Below are 18910 nucleotides of genomic sequence, written 5' to 3' on the forward strand. Positions count from 1 at the left end.
CTTAGTTTGTATAGCAGTATCTTTCTAATCACCAAGGCTTGGTGCAAGATGTGAGAATAGGGAGTAAGTAAGTTATTATTTATGCTCACAATTTGCATTTGTGTTCTTATCTACTAATGTGTGAGGAAGAACTCGTGAAGAATCACGAAGAAAAAGTCAGTAATAAGCTGAAATTCCCATTTAATACAATGGGATTATTCTGTTTAAATTTTTTAATTTTTAATTTTTGGGGGATATTACCTACAAATGCGGCAACTCAAAAAGGGGTGTTAAATGTAATTCAAAACCAAGAAAATGCCCAACAATGGACAGGAATTACTAAACGCTTACAAGCTGTAGGTGCAAAATATTGTGTAATTCCCCTAGCTAATATCAATAATGTGGCAGATTTAGGTCAACAACGGGTGTTGTTGTTGCCCAATGTGGAGACATTAACGCCAGGACAAGCGATCGCTCTAGAGGAATGGATGAACAGGGGAGGGCGTTTAATTGCTAGTGGTCCTGTAGGTACTTTATCCACTTTAGGAGTGCGCCAAGCATTGCGAAATATGCTAGGTGGTTATTGGGGATTTAGGCTTAATGATGTTCAAGAATTGCAACCAGCAAAAAGTCATGCACAGGAATGGGCAACTCAAAAAGAACTCTTTGGTAAAGTGCTAGGTGCGGTGATGATTCCTGAGAATTCTAAAACTCAAATTCCAGCTGTTTGGAATTCCCAAGATCAGGCAGCAGCAGTATTAACAACTGAAAGTTCGACTTTTTTAGGTTGGCGCTGGGGAACAGATAAAGATTCAACAGCAGAGTTAGATACTGCTTGGTTAAAAGCCTTAGTCAATAATTATTTAAAATTATCAACTACACAAGGGATATCTCCTAGCACAAATTGTCCCTTATCCTCAGCAACTAGGACTATACAACCAACCCCTATAATTAGTAATACAAATCCGACTAAACCAGGAACCAAACCCAGACGGGTAACTGTTAGCAAAAAACCCAATTCACCACAACCAGGAACCAAACCCAGACGGGTAACTGTTAGCAAAAAGCCCAATTCACCACAACCAGGAACTAAACCAAGACGGGTAACTGTTAGCAAAAAGCCCAACCCAAACAAACCAGGAACCAAACCAAGACGGGTAACTGTACAGAAGACAACGCCTTTACCCAAACCTATAGCTAAAGTTACGCCCCAAAATTCCCAGGAGGAAATTGATTTACTGCAAGAAGCGGTGCGGTTGGATGTAATACCTAGTTCTAATGTGCCAATTGCTCATAAGGATGCAATATCTCTCCAACAAGAGTTAGAACATTTGATTGGTCGAGTGGAAAGCGCCCATTTAGCAGCTTTAGCTCGTGGTGCTAACACAAGCAACTCTCTATCCTTGAAGAGAGAAAGTGCAAAAGCATCTACCGAGACAGCAAACTCCAGTTTAGAGGAAACTTTAGCCCAAGCCAAGGAAGTTGCCAACAATATCCCTGTGTTAATTGCCCAAAAAAACTATGCTTTGGCACGTCAGCAGTGGTTAAAGACAAAGAGGAATTTATGGCAGCAGTTCCCTATGAATCAAAGGTTAGCTCAACCAGAAATTCGCTCAGTTTGGTTAGATAGAGGAACAATTGTTAATGCAGGGAATGAAGCAGGACTAGCGCAGATTTTTGATCGCTTGAGCCAAGCTGGAATTAACACCGTATTTTTTGAAACTGTTAACGCTAGTTACACTATTTATCCTAGTCAAGTTGCACCGCAACAAAACCCCTTGATTAAAGAGTGGGACCCACTGGCAGCCGCTGTCAAGTTAGCCCATGCAAGGGGAATGGAATTACACGCTTGGGTGTGGACTTTTGCTGCTGGTAATCGTCGTCATAATCAAATTATTGGTGTTAGTCCTGATTATCCAGGCCCTGTACTAGCAGCTAATCCTGATTGGGCAAATTATGATCAAAGTGGGCGAATGATTCCGGTTGGTCAAACTAAGCCTTTTTTAGATCCAGCTAATCCCGAAGTCAGACAATATTTATTAAAGCTGTACGAAGAAATTGTTACCCGCTATCAAGTTGATGGTATACAACTAGACTATATTCGCTATCCTTTTCAAGACCCCTTTTCAGGTAGAAGTTACGGTTATGGTAAAGCAGCAAGGGAGCAATTTAAACAACAAACTGGTGTAGATCCTGTGAATATTAGTTCTCATCAGCGAGATTTATGGCAAAAGTGGACGGCATTCCGCACAGAACAAGTTGATAGTTTTGTGGCTGAAGTTTCACAGATGTTGCGACAAAAGCGATCTACTTTAATTTTGTCGGTGGCTGTGTTTCCGTTGGGAGAATATGAACGAGTGCAAAAGATTCAACAGCATTGGGAAGTTTGGGCAAGACGGGGCGATATAGATTTAATTGTGCCGATGACTTATGCTTTGGATACTCCTCGTTTTCAAAGACTAGCCCAACCTTGGATTAGTTCTACTAAGTTAGGTTCTACTTTATTGGTTCCGGGGATTCGTTTGCTTTCTTTGCCAACGGTGGGAGCATTTGATCAACTACAATTACTGAGGGATTTACCTGTTAGTGGTTATGCCCTCTTTGCCGCAGAGAATTTTAACAATGAGTTAGATGAATTATTGAGTAGCACTCAAGGTAAGGTGCAACGTTCACATACTGAACCTATTCCTCAGCGTCAACCATTTCGGACTGCGGCTTTTCGTTTTGCTGCTCTACAACAAGAATGGCAGTTTGTAGGAGAAAATAATGAACAATTGTCTAAGTCAGTAACTACAATGGCTGATTTTAAAAGTCAGTCCAATAATTTACAAAATGCTCTCAATCAACTGGCGGTTTTACCTTCTGCGAGTAATTTGATTAGTGCCAGAGGAGAACTAACTCGTTTTCAAACCAAATTTAAAACTTGGATGAATGTAGCTGCAAAGGAAAATCCCTATCGAGTTAAAGTATGGGAAAATCGGCTGTTAACAATAGAAAGGTTATTGCGTTACGGTGAGAGAAGAGTAATCAATAAAACAGAGAATAGGTGACTGGTGAAAGTTGTCAGGGATTAGATCAATTCAAAATTCAAACCTCAAACTTCAAAAATTCTGCCTCGTGACTCCTGGCTTCTGCCTTCTTAAAACAGTGAAACTGCTCTACTTAGATGGAGTTAAAATTGCTAAAATAATTTGTACAAAAATATTTTCAGTATTTTTACTCGTTAAAATATTACTGAATTCACGTCACAATATTTATTAGTTAAATAAATCAGCACTTTTAGATGATTATTGTTTGGGAGTGACTGTGGAATAAAATATGCAAGCCTCACCTCACTATCTTGTGCTACAAAGCTTAGAGTCAATTATTGACTATTCGCCGCTGATGGTTGCACCGGAAATAACTGTTTTAGATGCGATCGCTCTGATGGCGAAGCACTGTAAAGGTGTGTTGATAAAGTCAGCGTCCCTGGTAGTGGGATATTTGACACAACAAGATATAGTGCGATTAGTTGCTTCAGGTTATGACTTGAAAACTACCAAAATTTCTGAAGTGATGCACACTTCTGTGATTCAACTAAAAACACAGGCAGTTAACGCGTTGGCAACTGTAGTATCTCTGTTGTTTCAGTCTGAGTTGCAGTTATTACCAGTTGTCGATCACGAAGATGAAATTGTGGGAGTCATTACGCCTGAAAGTATTTGTCTGGCTCTGGCACGTTTAGAAGAGGAAAAAAATGGTTGCCAGATGATAGAAAATCAGCTTCTGCAATCCCAGCAGATGTTGCAATTAATTATGGATACTATTCCCCATAGTATTTTCTGGAAAGATATCAATTCCCGCTTTTTGGGTTGTAATCGTAACTTTGCCCAAATGGTCAGTATTGAAAATCCAGAAGAAATAGTTGGTAAAACAGACTACGATTTAATTCCCAACCCGGAAGAAGCAGAATTTTATCGTGCTTATGATGCTGCGGTGATGCAGACTAATCAGGCTGAATATCATGCCATTAGAGCTAAACAGCAAGTAGATGGCAGTCAGATTTGCCTAGAAACAAATAAAGTTCCCTTGTTAAATACTGAAGGGCAAGTAGTCGGTATGCTAGGAACAATGGAAGATATTACTGAGAGGATGCAAGCACAGGAAGCTTTAGAAAAAAGTGAGGAACGCTTTCGTTTTCTAGCCGAATCTATTCCCCAACAAGTTTGGATTGCGAATGCCGATGGTCGTCTTGAATATGTTAACCAACGGACTCTTAATTACTTCGGCTGTACTCCAGAGCGAGTTTTGGGAGAGCAATGGCAGGAATGGGTGCATCCTGATGATTTATTAGCAAGTATTAATACTTGGGATAAATCTTTGGAAACAGGTACAAATCACGAAATAGAATTTCGTTTGTGGGAAAAAGCTTCAGGAACTTATCGCTGGCATTTGACACGTGCTTTACCATTGCGCGATCGCCAAGGACAAATTGTGAATTGGTTTGGAACCAATACAGATATTCATGATCGCGTGGACGCAGAAATTGCCCTGCGAGAAAGTGAACACAAATATCAAAGCATAGCCAAAGTTTCACCGGTTGGTCTTTTTCGTACTGATGCAAAGGGAGATTGCCTTTACGTCAACGAACGCTGGTGCGAAATGACGGGACTAACACCAGAAGCTGCAATGGGATGTGGCTGGATAAAAGCTATTCATCATGAAGATAGAGAAATAATTAATGCGGAGTGGTATCGTTCTGCCAGACAAACCCGTCCTTTCCAGGCTGAATATCGGTTTCAACGTCCTGATGGGAGAATTTTTTGGGTGTTTGGTCAAGCTGTAACCGAGCAAATAATAGATGGAAAAGTTATTACTTATGTTGGCACTGTCACCGATATTACTGATTTAAAAGAAGTAGAGTCAGCACTGGCAGAACGGGTGAAATTAGCAGATTTTCGCGCTGAAATTGATGCTATCCTCACTCAGTCAGAAACTTTAGCAACCATGATGCGTGGCTGTACCGATGCTTTAGTTAAACATCTTGGTGCTGCCTTTGCCCGCATCTGGATTCTCAACAAAGAAGAACAAGTTCTAGAATTACAGGTTAGTTCTGGCATCTACACCCACACTAATGGAATTCATAGTCGTGTGGCTATGGGTAGGTTAAAAATAGGTTTAATTGCGGCAGAGCGTAAACCCCATCTTACCAACTCTGTGCAGGATGATCCGCGTGTTAATGACAAAGAATGGGCTAAACGAGAGGGAATGGTGGCCTTTGGTGGTTATCCCTTAATTGTGGAAGGGGAAATCATTGGTGTTATTGCTTTATTTTCCCGGCAACCATTGACAGAATCAACTTTTACAGCCCTGGGTATTGCTGCTAACGAAATTGCGATTGGGATTAAGCGTAAACAAACTGAAGTCTCACTGCAAGAAAGCGAAGAACGTTTCCGCAACTTAGTTGAAGCTAGTAGTGATTGGGTATGGGAAGTTGATGAAAATGTGGTGTATACCTATGTTAGTCCTAAAGTACGGGAAATTTTAGGTTATGAACCCCAAGAAGTTTTGGGTAAAACACCCTTTGAACTAATGGCACCTGAAGAAGCAGAGCGTGTTCGCAAGATTTTTGCGCCGATTGCTGCTTTAAGGCAATCCTTTAAATGTCTAGAAAATACGAATCTTCATCAAGACGGTCATCTAGTGGTTCTGGAAACTAACGGAGTACCCATTTTTGATGTTGAGGGTAAATTTTGTGGGTATCGTGGCATTGATCGAGATATCACTGTTCGTAAACAGGAAGCGGCAAAATTATGGGAAACCCAGCAGCAGCTACAGGCAATTTTGGATAATTTCCCAGGACTTTTGTACTTACTTGATACTGAAAATAAATACCTGCTAGTTAACCGCCACTATGAAAATATATTTAATCTTAATCAAGATCAGGTATTAGGTCAAAGTTTGTATGATATCTGGCCTGATGATGTTGCTGAAACATTTGTCGTCAACAATTTTGAGGTGATTGCAGGTGGTATTCCTAGAGAATTTGAAGAAGTTGCTCCTCACCCAGATGGCTTGCACACATACTTATCTATTAAGTTTCCTTTAAAAGATGTAAATGGTATTACTTATGCTGTCTGTGGAATTTCCACTGATATTACAGATCGTAAACGCGCTCTTGAAGAACTGCATCAAAGTGAAGAATATTTACGTTTGTTAGTAGAAGGTGTAAAAGACTATGCAATTTATATGCTTGACCCTGAAGGCAGGGTGATGAGTTGGAACTCTGGGGCAGAATGTATTACTGGATATCAGGCATCAGAAATTATTGGAGATGATTTCTGTTGCTTTTTCCGACAGGAAGAAATTTTCAACAATATTCCCAAACAACAACTAGAAATAGCAGCAGCTAATGGTCGATGTGAATGTGAGAGTGTTTTTGTTCGCAAAGATGGTTCCCACTTTTGGGCAAATTGTATTTTGACACCATTGCATGATGAAACTGGCAAGTTACGTGGTTTTTCTAAAGTCACTCGCGATATCACAGAACGTAAATTAGCAGAAAAGTCTTTGTTAAGGTTGCAAAAAGCAATAGAAAGCACAAGTGATGCTATTAGTATTACAGATATTGCAGGTAAGGCTATATATGTTAATCCTGCTTTTATAGAAGTATTTGATTATACGGGAATTCAATTAAATGCCCATGGCGGTCTTTCAGCTAATTTTCGGAATCAGGAGTTATTTAACAGCGTCTTGAAGACGGTTCAGAGAGGTCAGTCTTGGCGTGGTGAAGTGACTATGAAAACTCGGAGTAGGGAGGATGTACAAATCGATTTACGTACAGATGCTATTAAAGATGCTACAGGAGATATCGTGGCAGTTATTAGTATTTGTACAGATATAACCCAGCGTAAGTTAATTGAGGAAGGGTTACGACTGCGTGATCGGGCGATCGCTGCTAGTAGTAACGGCATCATTATTGCTGATGTTACCAGCCCAGATAGTTCAATTATATACGTCAATCCTGCTTTCGAGCGGATGACTGGTTACTCGGTTGCCGAAGTTCTAGGGCAGCATTTTCCTTTAGCCCAAGGTGTCGATATCAATCAATCAGCCTTAGAAGAACTGAGAACTGCGATGGAAACTGGCAAAGACTGCACAGTTATTTTACGTAACCATGGTAAATGCGGTTCCATTTTTTGGAATGAGCTAAGTATATCTCCTGTGTATGATGTATATGGTTGTCTTACACATTACATCGGTATTCAAAATGATATTACTGAACGCAAGCAAGCAGAAACAGCATTACTGATTAGCGAACAACGCTTGAAATACTTACTCACTGCCAGTCCAGCTGTGATCTATACCAGCAAAGCTACAGAAGATTTTGGTGCTATTTTTATCAGTGATAATATCAAAGGTATGGTAAGCTATGAAGCGCGGGAATTTATTGAAGATTCCAGTTTTTGGTATACTCATATCCACCCGGAAGATGCACCAGCGGTACTGGCAAAACTCTCACAGGTTTTAGAGAAAAAGCAGTATAGTTTAGAATATCGCTTTTTACACCAAGACGGGACTTATCGCTGGGTATATGATCAAGGTAAGGTAGTGTGGGATGAAGCTGGCAACCCTTTAGAACTTGTTGGCTACTGGGCAGATATTACCAGTCGCAAGCAATTAGAGCAAGAACTGAGAGTAGCACTAGAGAAAGAGAAAGAACTCAACGAGCTTAAATCCCGCTTTATATCCATGACTTCCCACGAATTCCGCACCCCTTTGAGTACCATTCTGTCTTCCTCGGAGTTGCTGGAACACTATCGTTACAGATGGACACAGGAGAAGCAATTGACTCATCTGCGTCGGATTCAAACCGCTGTCCACAGAATGACAGAAATGTTAGATGATATCTTGGTGAGTGGTAAGGCAGAAGCTGGAAAACTTGAATATAGACCCTTATTGTTGGATTTGGTCAAATATTGCCGCCAATTAGTAGAAGAAGTAAGGGTAAATTTGAGAAATAAGCATTTAATCTCCTTTAGCAGTGAATATGAATCCATCTTCTGCTACATGGATGACAAATTATTGGGACATATTCTCTGTAACTTGCTCTCAAATGCAATCAAGTATTCTGCTAATGATAGCTTAGTCAAATTTACACTTGCTTGTGAATGTGAACTAGCAGTATTTGAAATTCAAGATCAGGGAATCGGAATTCCAGAAGAAGACCTACCTCATTTATTTGAATCTTTCCATCGTGCTAGAAATGTCGGTAATATTTTAGGTACTGGATTAGGACTAGCAATTGTAAAAAAGTGTGTAGATATTTACCAAGGTGAAATTACTGTGACTAGCAAAATAGGAATTGGTACGAAATTTACTGTTAAAATACCCTTAAAAAAATATCCAACATGAGGTTAATTATGGCCAAAATCTTAGTAATAGAAGATGAAGAATCCGTTCGGGAAAACCTTTTAGATTTATTGGCGGCTGAGGAGTTTGAAACAGTTGCGGCTGCCAATGGAAAAATCGGCTTGAATTTAGCTTTTTCGGAAGTGCCAGATTTAATTTTATGCGACATGATGATGCCCGAAATTGATGGTTTTGGAGTATTAAAAGCATTACGCCAACAGCCATTAACTGCGACAATTCCTTTTATTTTTTTGACCGCTAAATCGGCAAAATCTGATATTCGTCAAGGTATGGATATGGGAGCAGATGATTATTTAACTAAGCCTTTCACTCGTTCTGAGTTATTAAGTGCTATCATGAATAAATTGGAAAAATATGCAAATTTAAAAAAATATTTATCTATTCAGACTGCGGTTAATAAATTAACACCCAGAATGCAGTTATTAGATAAACAATTACACAAGGCTATTCTAAATGATGATTTTAAAGGGTTTGAAATTCACTATCAACCAATTATTGATATCAATACTGGCAAAATAACAGGGGCTGAGAGTTTATTACGTTGGCACAGTTATGAGTTAGGGCCTATTTCCCCCGCAGAATTTATTCCTTTAGCGGAGTCAAATGGTTTAATTTTTAACATTGATAACTGGGTATTAAAAAATGTCTGTCAACAAATTAGAATTTGGCGCGATGCCGGGATTAAGTCTTTGACTTTCGCTGTCAATTTATCAGCTATTGAATTTAACCAACCAGATTTAAGTTCTAAAATTATTAACTTGATAGAAATTAATAATTTAGATCCAAGTTTTCTAGAGATTGAAGTTACTGAAAGCATGATTATGCAGAATATACATTGTGCCATCTCCATTATGAATCAATTACGTTTGCTCGGTGTTAAAATCGCGATTGATGATTTTGGTACAGGACAATCTTCTTTAAACTATCTCCGAGTTTTTCCCGTTAATACCATTAAAATTGATCGTTCTTTTGTGGAAAACGTTTATAAAGATTACCCTAAATCCATCATTACTAAATCACTGATTAAAATGGCTCAAGACCTAAATCTCAAGATAATTGCTGAAGGTGTGGAAACGGCGGCAGAACTATCATTTTTACGCGAAAATAAATGTGATGCTATCCAAGGTTTTCTATTCAGTCGTGCATTGCCAACACTAGAATTTGAACAACTTTTCTTTTCTAATAAAACTTTATCTATCTAGAGAACAAGAAACAGGGAATAGAACTTGGTTCACCTAAGATTTAAGATTGATACAGCAATTATCAAACTTCAAAATACCCCTTTAAAATGCACAATTTAAAGTATAATAATTCGACCAGGTGGTAAAACAGTTATGAATCAGAATCAGCTTCAGTCCAATTTTGAGCAATCTTCTTGCCATTCCGGGGAACGTTACTGGGGTAATGTGGAAGTAATAGAAGAAGGTAAAAATTATAGAATTAGTCGGGTGGAAATTAAACCTAGACACGGGATTAAACCACAAATCCATTATCATCGACATGAACATTGGGTTGTGGTTTCTGGTGTAGCCAAGGTAACTTGTGGTGATGAGGAGATATTTCTGAATCGTAACCAGTCAACTTATGTACCAGCAGCAAGCCTACATAAAGTAGAAAACCCTGGTTCTATTCCTTTGGTGATTCTGGAAATTCAAAATGGTGAGTATTTGGGTGAAGATGATACAGAGCGTCCTTTTGAATTAACTGCTGTTGAATGAAAAATTTGCAACTTCCTATTTTTTGGCAAACTGTCCTAGCTGAAGAATTGGAAAAACCTTATGTGAGTAAACTCCAAGATTTCTTAGATCAGGAGAGACTATCATATAATATTTATCCACCTGAAGAAGATGTTTTTTCTGCCTTTGAATTAACATCTTATGAGCAGGTGAATGTTTTGTTACTGGGACAAGATCCCTACCACGATGAAAAGCAAGCACATGGATTATGCTTTTCTGTCAGACCAGGGATTAAACCACCTCCATCACTGAGGAATATTTTCAAAGAACTAAAAGCGGATGTGGGTTTTGATATTCCCAATCATGGTTACTTGGTTGACTGGGCTAAACAGGGTATGCTGATGTTAAATGCGGTGTTGACTGTGAGAGCGCATACACCAAATTCGCATAAGAATAAAGGTTGGGAAATTTTCACGGATGCGGTGATTAATAAAGTTAACCAGAAATCTGATCCGGTGGTGTTTGTGCTGTGGGGTGGATATGCACAAAAGAAGTTGAAGTTGATTGATACAACTCGACATATTGTTATACAGTCGGCTCATCCTTCACCGCTGTCTGCACATAATGGTTTTTTTGGCAGTAAGCCTTTTTCGGCTATTAATGCCGCTTTACGCTCTTGTGGTAAACCAGAGATTAATTGGGGACTGGGGACTGGGGACTGGGGACTGGGGATTGGGACTCCTGACTCCTGTTAAAACCACCCTTCTTGTTCGAGGGTTTCAATTAATTGTAAACCACGGGGATCACCGACTCCCAGGAGTGAGGCTTTGGCATCTTCTCTGACACCCAAGTCTTTATCTTCGGCAAAGGCTTGGATTAATGAGTCGATGGCTGTGGCATAAACTACGTTGGAAGGTAATTCCTTACAGAGTTGACCTATTGCCCAAGCGGAGTTACTACGTACTGCGGCTGTGGGATCTTGAACTAGGGCTTCAATTAAGGGGGGTATTGCGCCGACAACGACCTCATAACCGACTCCTGCCATCTGGGCGAGGGCGCTTGCAGACCAGAGACGCACGGCGGAAATATCGGTTCTTAAGGCATCTGTGAGGGGGATTAAGGAACGGCGATCGCGACAGTTTCCTAAAGCCCAAACTACGCCTTTTCGCACATAGCCATTCAAATCACGGTTGAGTTGATTAATCAATGGCTCGACTGCATCGTGGCTGGGATTGCGGCCGATGGCATAGGCAGCACTGACTCGCACTAGGGGACAGTTATCAGTTAATAGGTGAATTAAATGGGGAATTGCCCGTTGATCTTGAATATCACAGAATGCGCGTGCTGCTAACATTCGTTGCTGGGACTGAGGATCTTGTAGAAGTGCCAGCATTAAGTCTGGATCAGGTTTGGCTACTTCTGATTCAGCGGTAATTGGTTCTATGTGGTCTAGGGGGCTTTCTAAATCCGCCTCAGTATCAAGTAGGTTTATATCGTCTTCGTCGTACATAATATTTTTTTTTAATAAGGGGGAGTTATAGAAACTGTTTTCTGGGATAAATTAGGTTTCTAGGACTCATGAAATTAACTCTGATAGAGTAATAGTTTATTTTTCTGGATGGAGTGATTTTATCATCCAGAGGGATTGTGTTTGATATCCCAGCTGCTGATAAAGATTTAATGCGGGTGTGTTGGACTCAAACACTTGTAATCCAAGTTGGCGATCGCCCCTTTGTTTTGCCCAATTTTCTATATATTGCATTAGGGCTTTACCGATACCGTGACGGCGATGTGACGGTACGACGTAGAGTAGAAAGATGTGAGCATGACGGCTGCCTGTAACTTGATCGATAGCGTTACCGACCCAGAGACAAGCTATGGGGGTTGGGGACTGGGGACTGGGGATTGGGGACTGGGGATCGGGGACTGGGGATTGGGTAAATTCTCCTCTGCTCCTCTGCTCCTCTGCTCCTCCGCGCCCGGCTTCCTGCGCCTCTGCTTGTTCATATACCCACCATAAAGGGGTGTCAGTAGAGAAGTATTGCTCAACTGTACGAGCTAGGTGGGAAAAATCCTGAGCAGGAAATAGTTCTTGATAAGTTCGCTGGATGAACTTAACCAAGAGTGATTTGTCTAGGGTCGAGCCTCGGCGAATAGAATAGCCTGGTAGAGAAAAATTCAAGATTGGGGATCGGGGATTGGGGACTTGGAAGAGGCAGAGGAGCGGGGAGCAGGGAGCAGGGGGAGAATAACATTTGACGAATTTACATTCGTGTAGCGTGCTGAAAGCACTATTATGAATTATGAATTATCAAACCGATGGGTGCAGGTGCTGCCATATCGGAGGGTAAAAAGATGCGGGCGCTGACTGCGACTAGGGCAATCAAAAATACTAGGACGACGAGTAGGGGAGCGATGTATTGACGAAAGATAGCCATATTTGGATTTTAGTTAGCCAAGGACTTGTAAGAAAATCTAACTTAAGATTTGTGAAGTTTTCTTAATTTATTGTAGCGATTTTGGGGACAGGGAAAAACAAGGTTAACGATCATCCCGATCTAAATCATCAAGAACTCGTTCACAATACCAATTTTCTGGCATTCCCGGATAATTTTGCTTGGCTTGCTCGATTAATCGTTCTGCTGCGGCTACGTCACCGGATAATCTGGCGATGAGTCGGTTTTTCAAGTAGTTTCCAGTTATTTCCTCGTCTACCTGGGTGGGCTGAGTGCGAGTGACTGGCTGTAACTGCTCTCGTCGCAACTGCCAAAATAAGACGTAGTAAAGTGTACCAAAAATTAAGACGAGGCTGATTGTTCCCAGGAGGGTGAGGAGGTTCAACCCCAAAAATCCGAGAACTAATTGTGAGAGTACGTAGCCCAGTAATAAACCTGTGACAACGAGGACGAATGTACCGACAAGAATTACTACTTGGTTCCCCATAAATCCTCTTCTTCTTCAAGTCCTGGTCTGGTTGCTGTGACTGCTTTGGGATTCCATGGAGCAAATAATGGTAACAGGAGTAGTCCCGGTATGGCAGCAACGATACTAATAACAAAAAATAAAGGCCAACCTGTGCTTTTTGCTAAGGAACCTGCTGGCGCAACTAGAATATCACGACTTACGGCCATAAAACTAGAAAGTAAAGCATACTGAGTTGCGGAATAACGCTGATTACACATATTCATTAAAAAGGCAACAAAAGCTGCTGTTCCTAAACCAGCACAAAAGTTTTCGATGTTAATGGTCAGGATGAGAACCTGATAATTTTTCCCAACTTGTGCAAGTAAAAGGTAAGCCAAGTTGCTGACTGCTTGCAAGCCACCAAATACCCAAAGTGAGCGATTCAGTCCAATTTTACTCAAAAATGCGCCACCTGCCAGTGTACCAACAATGGTGGCTATCAGTCCCATTCCACCTTGAATTGCGCCAATGTCGGTTTGGGTGAAGCCTGTTTGTAATAAAAACGGCGTGGACATATTATTCACAAAGGAATCGCCGAGTTTATAGAGGACGATAAACAGGAGAGTTAGTGAGGCGTAAACTATGCCTTGGCGCTGAAAAAATTCGCCAAAGGGCATGATGACGGCGGCGGTTAAGGATTCAGGAGGGGTGGTTTCTTTGGGTTCTGGTGCAAATAGGGTGGTGATTATGCCTATTGCCATACCCACTGCCATTAATAAGTATACTGATGACCAGGGTATTCTGTCGGCGAGTATTAAGGCTAATGAACCTGTGAGTAGTAGGGCAATACGATAACCTAAGACGAAGACTGCTGCACCTGCGCCCATTTCTAGTTGTTCGAGAACGTCGGTGCGGTAAGCATCGGCGGCTATGTCTTGGGTGGCGCTAAGGAAGGATATGGCGACGGCGTTGATGGCTAGTAATTGTAGGGCTTGTTTGGGTTGCTGTAAGGCCATACAGGCGATCGCTATTAATAACCCTATTTGCAGGATAATTAACCAACCCCTTCGCCTTCCCAAAAAAGGTAGCTTGAACCAGTCTAATAAGGGCGACCAGAGAAATTTTAAGGAATAGGGCAAGCCGACCAGGCTAAATAAGCCAATGGCGGTTAAATCGACTTTTTCGACCGTCATCCAGGCTTGTAGGGTCTTGCTGGTCAAAAATAAGGGCAACCCGGAGGAAAAACCTAGTAATATCAGGGCGGCCATTTTGCGGCTACCGAAGACTTGTATGAGCGATCGCACTGGATTCATCTGTTCAAATTTCCTTCTCTGATGGGAGAGTTGCAGTTATCTTGCCATAGCAGGGAAAACTGCAAAATCAAGATTTTACTTTCTTTGTTGCTAGTTCGATTAAATCTTCAATTCTCTTCATGTTCGGATCGCCGGCTAGATAACCAATACCCCGATGTAGGTGTAAACGAAATTGGGTGATGAGGGTTTCTTTGTCTGTGTCTAAGCCATCGTTGTGACAGCGTTGTTTGAGTGCTAATAGCAAGATATCGGCCATTTCTCCACCAAATACGCGCCAGGTCATTTCGACGTTGCTATCTTGAGGTACGGGTACGGGGGTGGGTGCTGCGGGTTCGGCGAGGGAACGACAAAACGCCCAACGACATAGTATATTCCATTGTTCTATTTTGGTGTTGCGTTTGAGTTTGATCAGTTGTTCTTTGGCTGTTTGGGAGATTTTAATGCGTTCTATTGGTGATTCCATTTTGGGTCATTTAAAAATATGATTTTATTTCACGCAGAGGCGCAGAGGCGCAGAGAGTAAGACTTTATATGTTTTTTTGGTGGTGAATATAAGTTACCAAAAATAACCGGGTTTTATTGTGGTTTCTCGTTTGCTGGAGTCGTATTTGAGCAGATATTCACGGGCGATCGCTTCGGTTTCTTGGAGGGTTTGATATTCTTTTTTAGCTATTTCGGTGTCTGTGGAAAGGAGAATTACTTGATGACTAGCTGAGGGAAAGTATCTTTCTACTAGGTTGTTTCTATGGGATGAGTCGAGTCTTCCCAGGGGTGTGTCGATAGCGACTGGTAAGCGTTTTCCTGATACTTTTGCTAAACCCCACAGGAAGGCGATCGCTAATAGTTGTTTTTCGCCGGCTGAAAGTCGATGTTTGGGTACTAGTTTACCATTTAAATCGTATAAGGATAGGCTGAATGTTTTAGCATCAATAGCGATACGATGGACTAAATCTGATTTATGTAATAAATACAAGAAACAATTTTTGACTTCTTCTTCTAATTTATTTAATTTCCGCAAAGTCAATCTTTCTCTAAATATCTTTAATGTATTCTGTACTTGCGTAGCTGCATTAATCAAATGTTCATTACTTTGATATTTGAGATTTTCGCTCGTATAATTATTTAGCTCTTTTTTGGTTTGATTAATTACTGTTTCTAATTCTATTAAATTACGGCTGGTTATTTCTCTCTGAGTCTGTACTTTATTCAGTTCTGTTTGGGCTTTATGCAAATCATTTTTTAGTTTTGTATATTCTTCTGGTTCAGCGGCCGTTTGCATTTGTCTTTCTAGGGTGAGAATTTCCTCCTCATAATTATTCAACTCAATTAACTGCTTTTGGGCAGTATCTTGGTTAATTTGGAGACGATATATGAAATTGTCAAGCACAGTTAAAGTTTCTTCATCAGCATTTAACCAATTGGTTTCTGTAAATGAATTAGCCGCATATAGTTTATTTATGTCTTCAGCTAAGAAAGATTCAATATTATTCAGTTTATCTAATTCCAGATTTAACTGATTTAGCCAATTAATTAATCTTTGATCTCTAGCTATTAATATATCTTTAGCTAATTGAATTTGTTGAGTACGAAATTCTTTTTCACATTGATTTTGTACTTGAGATAATAAATTAGGAATTAAAGCTAAAGGTAAAATATCAGCCGCTAGTTCACACAAAGATTGACGGATATTTTCTGTAATCTTGGTTTTATCTTGCGTTTGTGTTTCCAGTTGACTGCGTTCCGCAGCAATTTTACCACCTTCAGAAACGAATTTATTTAAAGCTTCTTCGTGCTTGGTTTCTAACCTTTCCAATTCAATATTTAATACTTCTAATTCTTTTTTTGTGGTTTCTTCATTTTGCAATTTTTGACTAAGCCGGTTTTCAATTTCTTCTAACTTAGCTAAATCTTGATTATCAGCAGTTTCCTTTTTTTTACGATTGACTAATATTTCTAAATCTATCGCTAATTTATCGGCTAATTCCAAACCTAAAAGTCCGTTAATTGCATCTATAACAACAGGAGGTGGTGTTTCTTGTTCTGCTAATTCCTTGACTTGTTCACCGTCAAATAGAAATAAACTAGAAATACCTAAAGGTAAAATATTTTCTATATATTCATCCCAGATATTTGCCAAAGATTCAACAGGCCAGGTTTCATCATCACCTAAAATACCTAAAGAGTCTTTACCATCTTTAGGATTTTTTTCCCAAGTTCTCACCACACGATATTGAACAGGTTTATCATCTTCAATGTGTTCAAAAACTAACTCAATTCTGGTTTTATTAATTGGGTCAGCTTTACTATTAACGCATTGATTTAAAAAATCACTATAACTGAGGTTTCCCCGTGTAGAACATTGGGAGCGATGTCCATATAAAGCGAGGCGAATAGCATCCATTAAGGTGGTTTTTCCACCTCCATTCATTCCACCTAAAAGGATGATAGGGCGGATATTATCATCATCTATTTTGGGGTTGAGGTTGATAACTTGTCTACCAGCGTAAGGACCAAAATTTTGCAGTACGAGTTCAAGAAATATCATGGTTATTTGGGGTTTATTTTATCTCGTTCCCTGGCTCTGCCGGGGAATGATGTACTAGAGGCTCTGCCTCGTTTATAATTGTCTGAGGCCGAGCCTCACATTAGTCATTCCTAGCCAGAGTCTAGGAACGAGAAAACAGAGAAAAGATTTATTAATTATCTGAGGCAGAGCCTCACATTAGGCATTCCTAGCCAGAGTCTAGGAACGAGAAAATCGTTGGGCATTCATGTTTTGGCAAAATTATTATCACTCTTCCTTTTTCTTAAACTTCCTACCTGCAAAACTATCGGGTTTATTCTCTTCCTTTGCTGGCGTTTCACCTATATTTAATTGTTTGAATGTTTCCCGAATTGTCGCCACATCACCTTTACTAGCGGCTTCTCTTAAATCCCGTTTTAAATGGGCATTTTTAATAGCTTCTTCTTGGGAACGGGAACTTGTGTCAAAACATTTTTCTAAACTTTCATAAATTCCCACACGGCGCGTTTTTTTCCTGAATTGGCGTTCTGTATCCAACAGTTTGGCCATTAGTTCTAATTGCATTCCATCACCATCACAAATTTCTTCTAATACTTCCCATTCATCGCTACCAAGTAGGCTATAATCTGAACCAGGACGGGGATCTTTAAACGCTTCTCCTGTGACTTCTTGATAGATGCGGGGTAAACTATCATCAAATTCGTGTTTTTCCTCTAACCAAATGCGGCGAATTTCGCTAAGTTCTTCCATAGAAATTAAGGTAATATCGCGCATATTCTCTGGGGCAGTTTGCCGCATTTCTGTTTGCGCTGTCAATAATTTTCTTAACCAATACTCACGCCAATCTTTTGTGTATGGTCCGTAAATTGGTTCAATTGATTTTTCACCATCTAAATTACGTTCAAATAATTGAACTTCTCCCCGTAAACGGCGAAAATCTCTTTTATTTCTGTCATCTCTAATATCTAGTTCATTACGCATATTTAATAGAGGCTGCATCCATTCTTTTTCTTCATCATTTTGAATCATTGCCTCCATTGATTTATCTTTACTAACAATTGTACAAACCCAGCAACCAAAACGGGAATCTCCACAACTAGGAGTAGAGGTATCAACAACTAAAGGACATTCATTATCTGCGGTTGCACCTCGGTACATATTAAATAAATCTTTGTTACTGTATCCCCAAGGATTTTCCCACTGATTTAAATAAATCCAAACTTCTTCAGTACGCCAATCTTCTATAGGGCTGTAAATTAAAGCATTAGGCAAGCTGGAACTATAGTATAGTAATGAGTTAATTTGATTGGAATTTACATCATAATTAAGTCTATCTTTTGTGCTACTTATACGATGTTTTTCCATTGAGATAGCACGTTTAATACTTTCAGCTTTGCGTGTACCCAAAATAAGAATAACTTCTCCCTGGACTCTAAGTATATCACGTATAAAACGATTAGAAGGGTGAATTTTAAGACGATCTGTACACCATCGAAATTTTCCGCGTGGTGCTGGATAACCTTTACCAATTAAGCTTACCCAAAAAGTTTCTTTTATCTCTGGTTGTAGTAAATTAGGTTCTATTGGTATTCCTTGTGCTTTAGAAGCAACTTTCATCTGTTCTAGAGATTGACGTACCCAAGTTGCAACAATAGGATTTTCTACTAATGTATCAGTTGTAATTACATGAATAGTTTTAGTTCTTTTTTCCGGTGGTAGTTGAGAAATTGCATTCCAAATAAGTTGTAAAGTTGCTGTGCTGTCTTTTCCACCGGAATAACCTATAACCCAAGGGATAGCATCTAAACAATACAATTCTTGAATTTCTGTGGTGAGAACTTGGATATAGTCTACTAATTCGGCTACTGTGCGATTTTGCTGAGTTTTACTGTCTGGTTGTTGTCCTGTAGTCATGACTTTATACCTGTAAATATATAGATGTAACCTGATTTTGCCCGTAGATGTAAATGCAAACGAAAGAAATTAATTATACTAAGTTAGTTTACATTCATTTCCCAAAATTGTTTTTGAAAACTATAATCCTAGTATCCATTTTTTTGGAACAATAAGCTATCTACTCTTGGACTAAGTTTTTAAAAACT

General features: G+C 39.8%; 13 protein-coding genes. 5 read left to right on the top strand and 8 right to left on the bottom strand.

From position 1 onward, the window contains the following. Positions 1–116 precede the first annotated feature (116 nt). The 5 genes from H6G06_RS01455 to ung all read left to right on the top strand — a co-directional run bounded on the left by H6G06_RS01455 (position 117) and on the right by ung (position 10822). Positions 117–3029, top strand: coding sequence for a family 10 glycosylhydrolase (locus tag H6G06_RS01455; protein ID WP_422387036.1), 2913 nt, complete (start codon positions 117–119; stop codon positions 3027–3029). Positions 3030–3297: 268 nt separating this feature from the next. Beyond that, complete coding sequence (locus H6G06_RS01465) at positions 3298–8373, top strand: PAS domain S-box protein (protein WP_242039569.1); 5076 nt, start codon at positions 3298–3300, stop codon at positions 8371–8373. An 8-nt stretch (positions 8374–8381) separates the two neighbouring features. Next, complete coding sequence (locus H6G06_RS01470; RefSeq protein WP_190556357.1) at positions 8382–9593, top strand: EAL domain-containing response regulator; 1212 nt, start codon at positions 8382–8384, stop codon at positions 9591–9593. Positions 9594–9725: 132 nt separating this feature from the next. Continuing rightward, the gene (locus H6G06_RS01475; protein WP_190556359.1) at positions 9726–10109 is read left to right on the top strand and encodes a phosphomannose isomerase type II C-terminal cupin domain; all 384 of its coding nucleotides are present in this window, start codon (positions 9726–9728) and stop codon (positions 10107–10109) included. After that, on the top strand, positions 10106–10822 hold the full coding sequence (gene ung, locus H6G06_RS01480; protein WP_190556361.1) for a uracil-DNA glycosylase: 717 nt from the start codon (positions 10106–10108) through the stop codon (positions 10820–10822). The genes H6G06_RS01475 and ung overlap by 4 nt, the downstream gene beginning before the upstream one ends. Here ung and H6G06_RS01485 read toward each other — a convergent pair. The 8 genes from H6G06_RS01485 to dndC form a co-directional block, all read right to left on the bottom strand. Then, the gene (locus tag H6G06_RS01485; RefSeq protein WP_190556363.1) at positions 10819–11577 is read right to left on the bottom strand and encodes a HEAT repeat domain-containing protein; all 759 of its coding nucleotides are present in this window, start codon (positions 11575–11577) and stop codon (positions 10819–10821) included. The two genes, ung and H6G06_RS01485, sit on opposite strands and share 4 nt — an antisense overlap. A gap of 96 nt (positions 11578–11673) precedes the next feature. Further along, positions 11674–12249, bottom strand: a complete 576-nt coding sequence (locus H6G06_RS01490; RefSeq protein WP_190556365.1) for a GNAT family N-acetyltransferase — start codon at positions 12247–12249, stop codon at positions 11674–11676. A gap of 112 nt (positions 12250–12361) precedes the next feature. Next, complete coding sequence (locus tag H6G06_RS01495; RefSeq protein ID WP_190556367.1) at positions 12362–12505, bottom strand: hypothetical protein; 144 nt, start codon at positions 12503–12505, stop codon at positions 12362–12364. Positions 12506–12608: 103 nt separating this feature from the next. Next, positions 12609–13010, bottom strand: coding sequence for an ABC transporter permease (locus tag H6G06_RS01500; protein ID WP_190556369.1), 402 nt, complete (start codon positions 13008–13010; stop codon positions 12609–12611). After that, the gene (locus H6G06_RS01505; RefSeq protein WP_190556371.1) at positions 12995–14284 is read right to left on the bottom strand and encodes an AmpG family muropeptide MFS transporter; all 1290 of its coding nucleotides are present in this window, start codon (positions 14282–14284) and stop codon (positions 12995–12997) included. The genes H6G06_RS01500 and H6G06_RS01505 overlap by 16 nt, the downstream gene beginning before the upstream one ends. A gap of 67 nt (positions 14285–14351) precedes the next feature. After that, a complete protein-coding gene (gene dndE, locus H6G06_RS01510) occupies positions 14352–14747 on the bottom strand; it encodes a DNA sulfur modification protein DndE (RefSeq protein ID WP_190556373.1) in 396 nt (131 codons plus the stop codon). Between the two features lie 93 nt (positions 14748–14840). Then, on the bottom strand, positions 14841–16829 hold the full coding sequence (gene dndD / locus H6G06_RS01515; protein ID WP_190556375.1) for a DNA sulfur modification protein DndD: 1989 nt from the start codon (positions 16827–16829) through the stop codon (positions 14841–14843). A 246-nt stretch (positions 16830–17075) separates the two neighbouring features. Further along, on the bottom strand, positions 17076–18722 hold the full coding sequence (gene dndC / locus H6G06_RS01520) for a DNA phosphorothioation system sulfurtransferase DndC (protein WP_190556377.1): 1647 nt from the start codon (positions 18720–18722) through the stop codon (positions 17076–17078). Positions 18723–18910 lie beyond the last annotated feature (188 nt).

The organism is Anabaena sphaerica FACHB-251 (assembly GCF_014696825.1).
In the GTDB taxonomy this organism is placed as follows: Bacteria; Cyanobacteriota; Cyanobacteriia; order Cyanobacteriales; family Nostocaceae; genus RDYJ01.

Excerpts from the sequence above, each read along its gene's own strand:
- H6G06_RS01455 (WP_422387036.1), top strand. The coding sequence starts at position 117 with ATGTGTGAGGAAGAACTCGTGAAGAATCACGAAGAAAAAGTCAGTAAT.
- H6G06_RS01465 (WP_242039569.1), top strand. The coding sequence starts at position 3,298 with ATGCAAGCCTCACCTCACTATCTTGTGCTACAAAGCTTAGAGTCAATT.
- H6G06_RS01470 (WP_190556357.1), top strand. The coding sequence starts at position 8,382 with ATGGCCAAAATCTTAGTAATAGAAGATGAAGAATCCGTTCGGGAAAAC.
- H6G06_RS01475 (WP_190556359.1), top strand. The coding sequence starts at position 9,726 with ATGAATCAGAATCAGCTTCAGTCCAATTTTGAGCAATCTTCTTGCCAT.
- ung (WP_190556361.1), top strand. The coding sequence starts at position 10,106 with ATGAAAAATTTGCAACTTCCTATTTTTTGGCAAACTGTCCTAGCTGAA.
- H6G06_RS01485 (WP_190556363.1), bottom strand. The coding sequence starts at position 11,577 with ATGTACGACGAAGACGATATAAACCTACTTGATACTGAGGCGGATTTA.
- H6G06_RS01495 (WP_190556367.1), bottom strand. The coding sequence starts at position 12,505 with ATGGCTATCTTTCGTCAATACATCGCTCCCCTACTCGTCGTCCTAGTA.
- H6G06_RS01500 (WP_190556369.1), bottom strand. The coding sequence starts at position 13,010 with ATGGGGAACCAAGTAGTAATTCTTGTCGGTACATTCGTCCTCGTTGTC.
- H6G06_RS01505 (WP_190556371.1), bottom strand. The coding sequence starts at position 14,284 with ATGAATCCAGTGCGATCGCTCATACAAGTCTTCGGTAGCCGCAAAATG.
- dndE (WP_190556373.1), bottom strand. The coding sequence starts at position 14,747 with ATGGAATCACCAATAGAACGCATTAAAATCTCCCAAACAGCCAAAGAA.
- dndD (WP_190556375.1), bottom strand. The coding sequence starts at position 16,829 with ATGATATTTCTTGAACTCGTACTGCAAAATTTTGGTCCTTACGCTGGT.
- dndC (WP_190556377.1), bottom strand. The coding sequence starts at position 18,722 with ATGACTACAGGACAACAACCAGACAGTAAAACTCAGCAAAATCGCACA.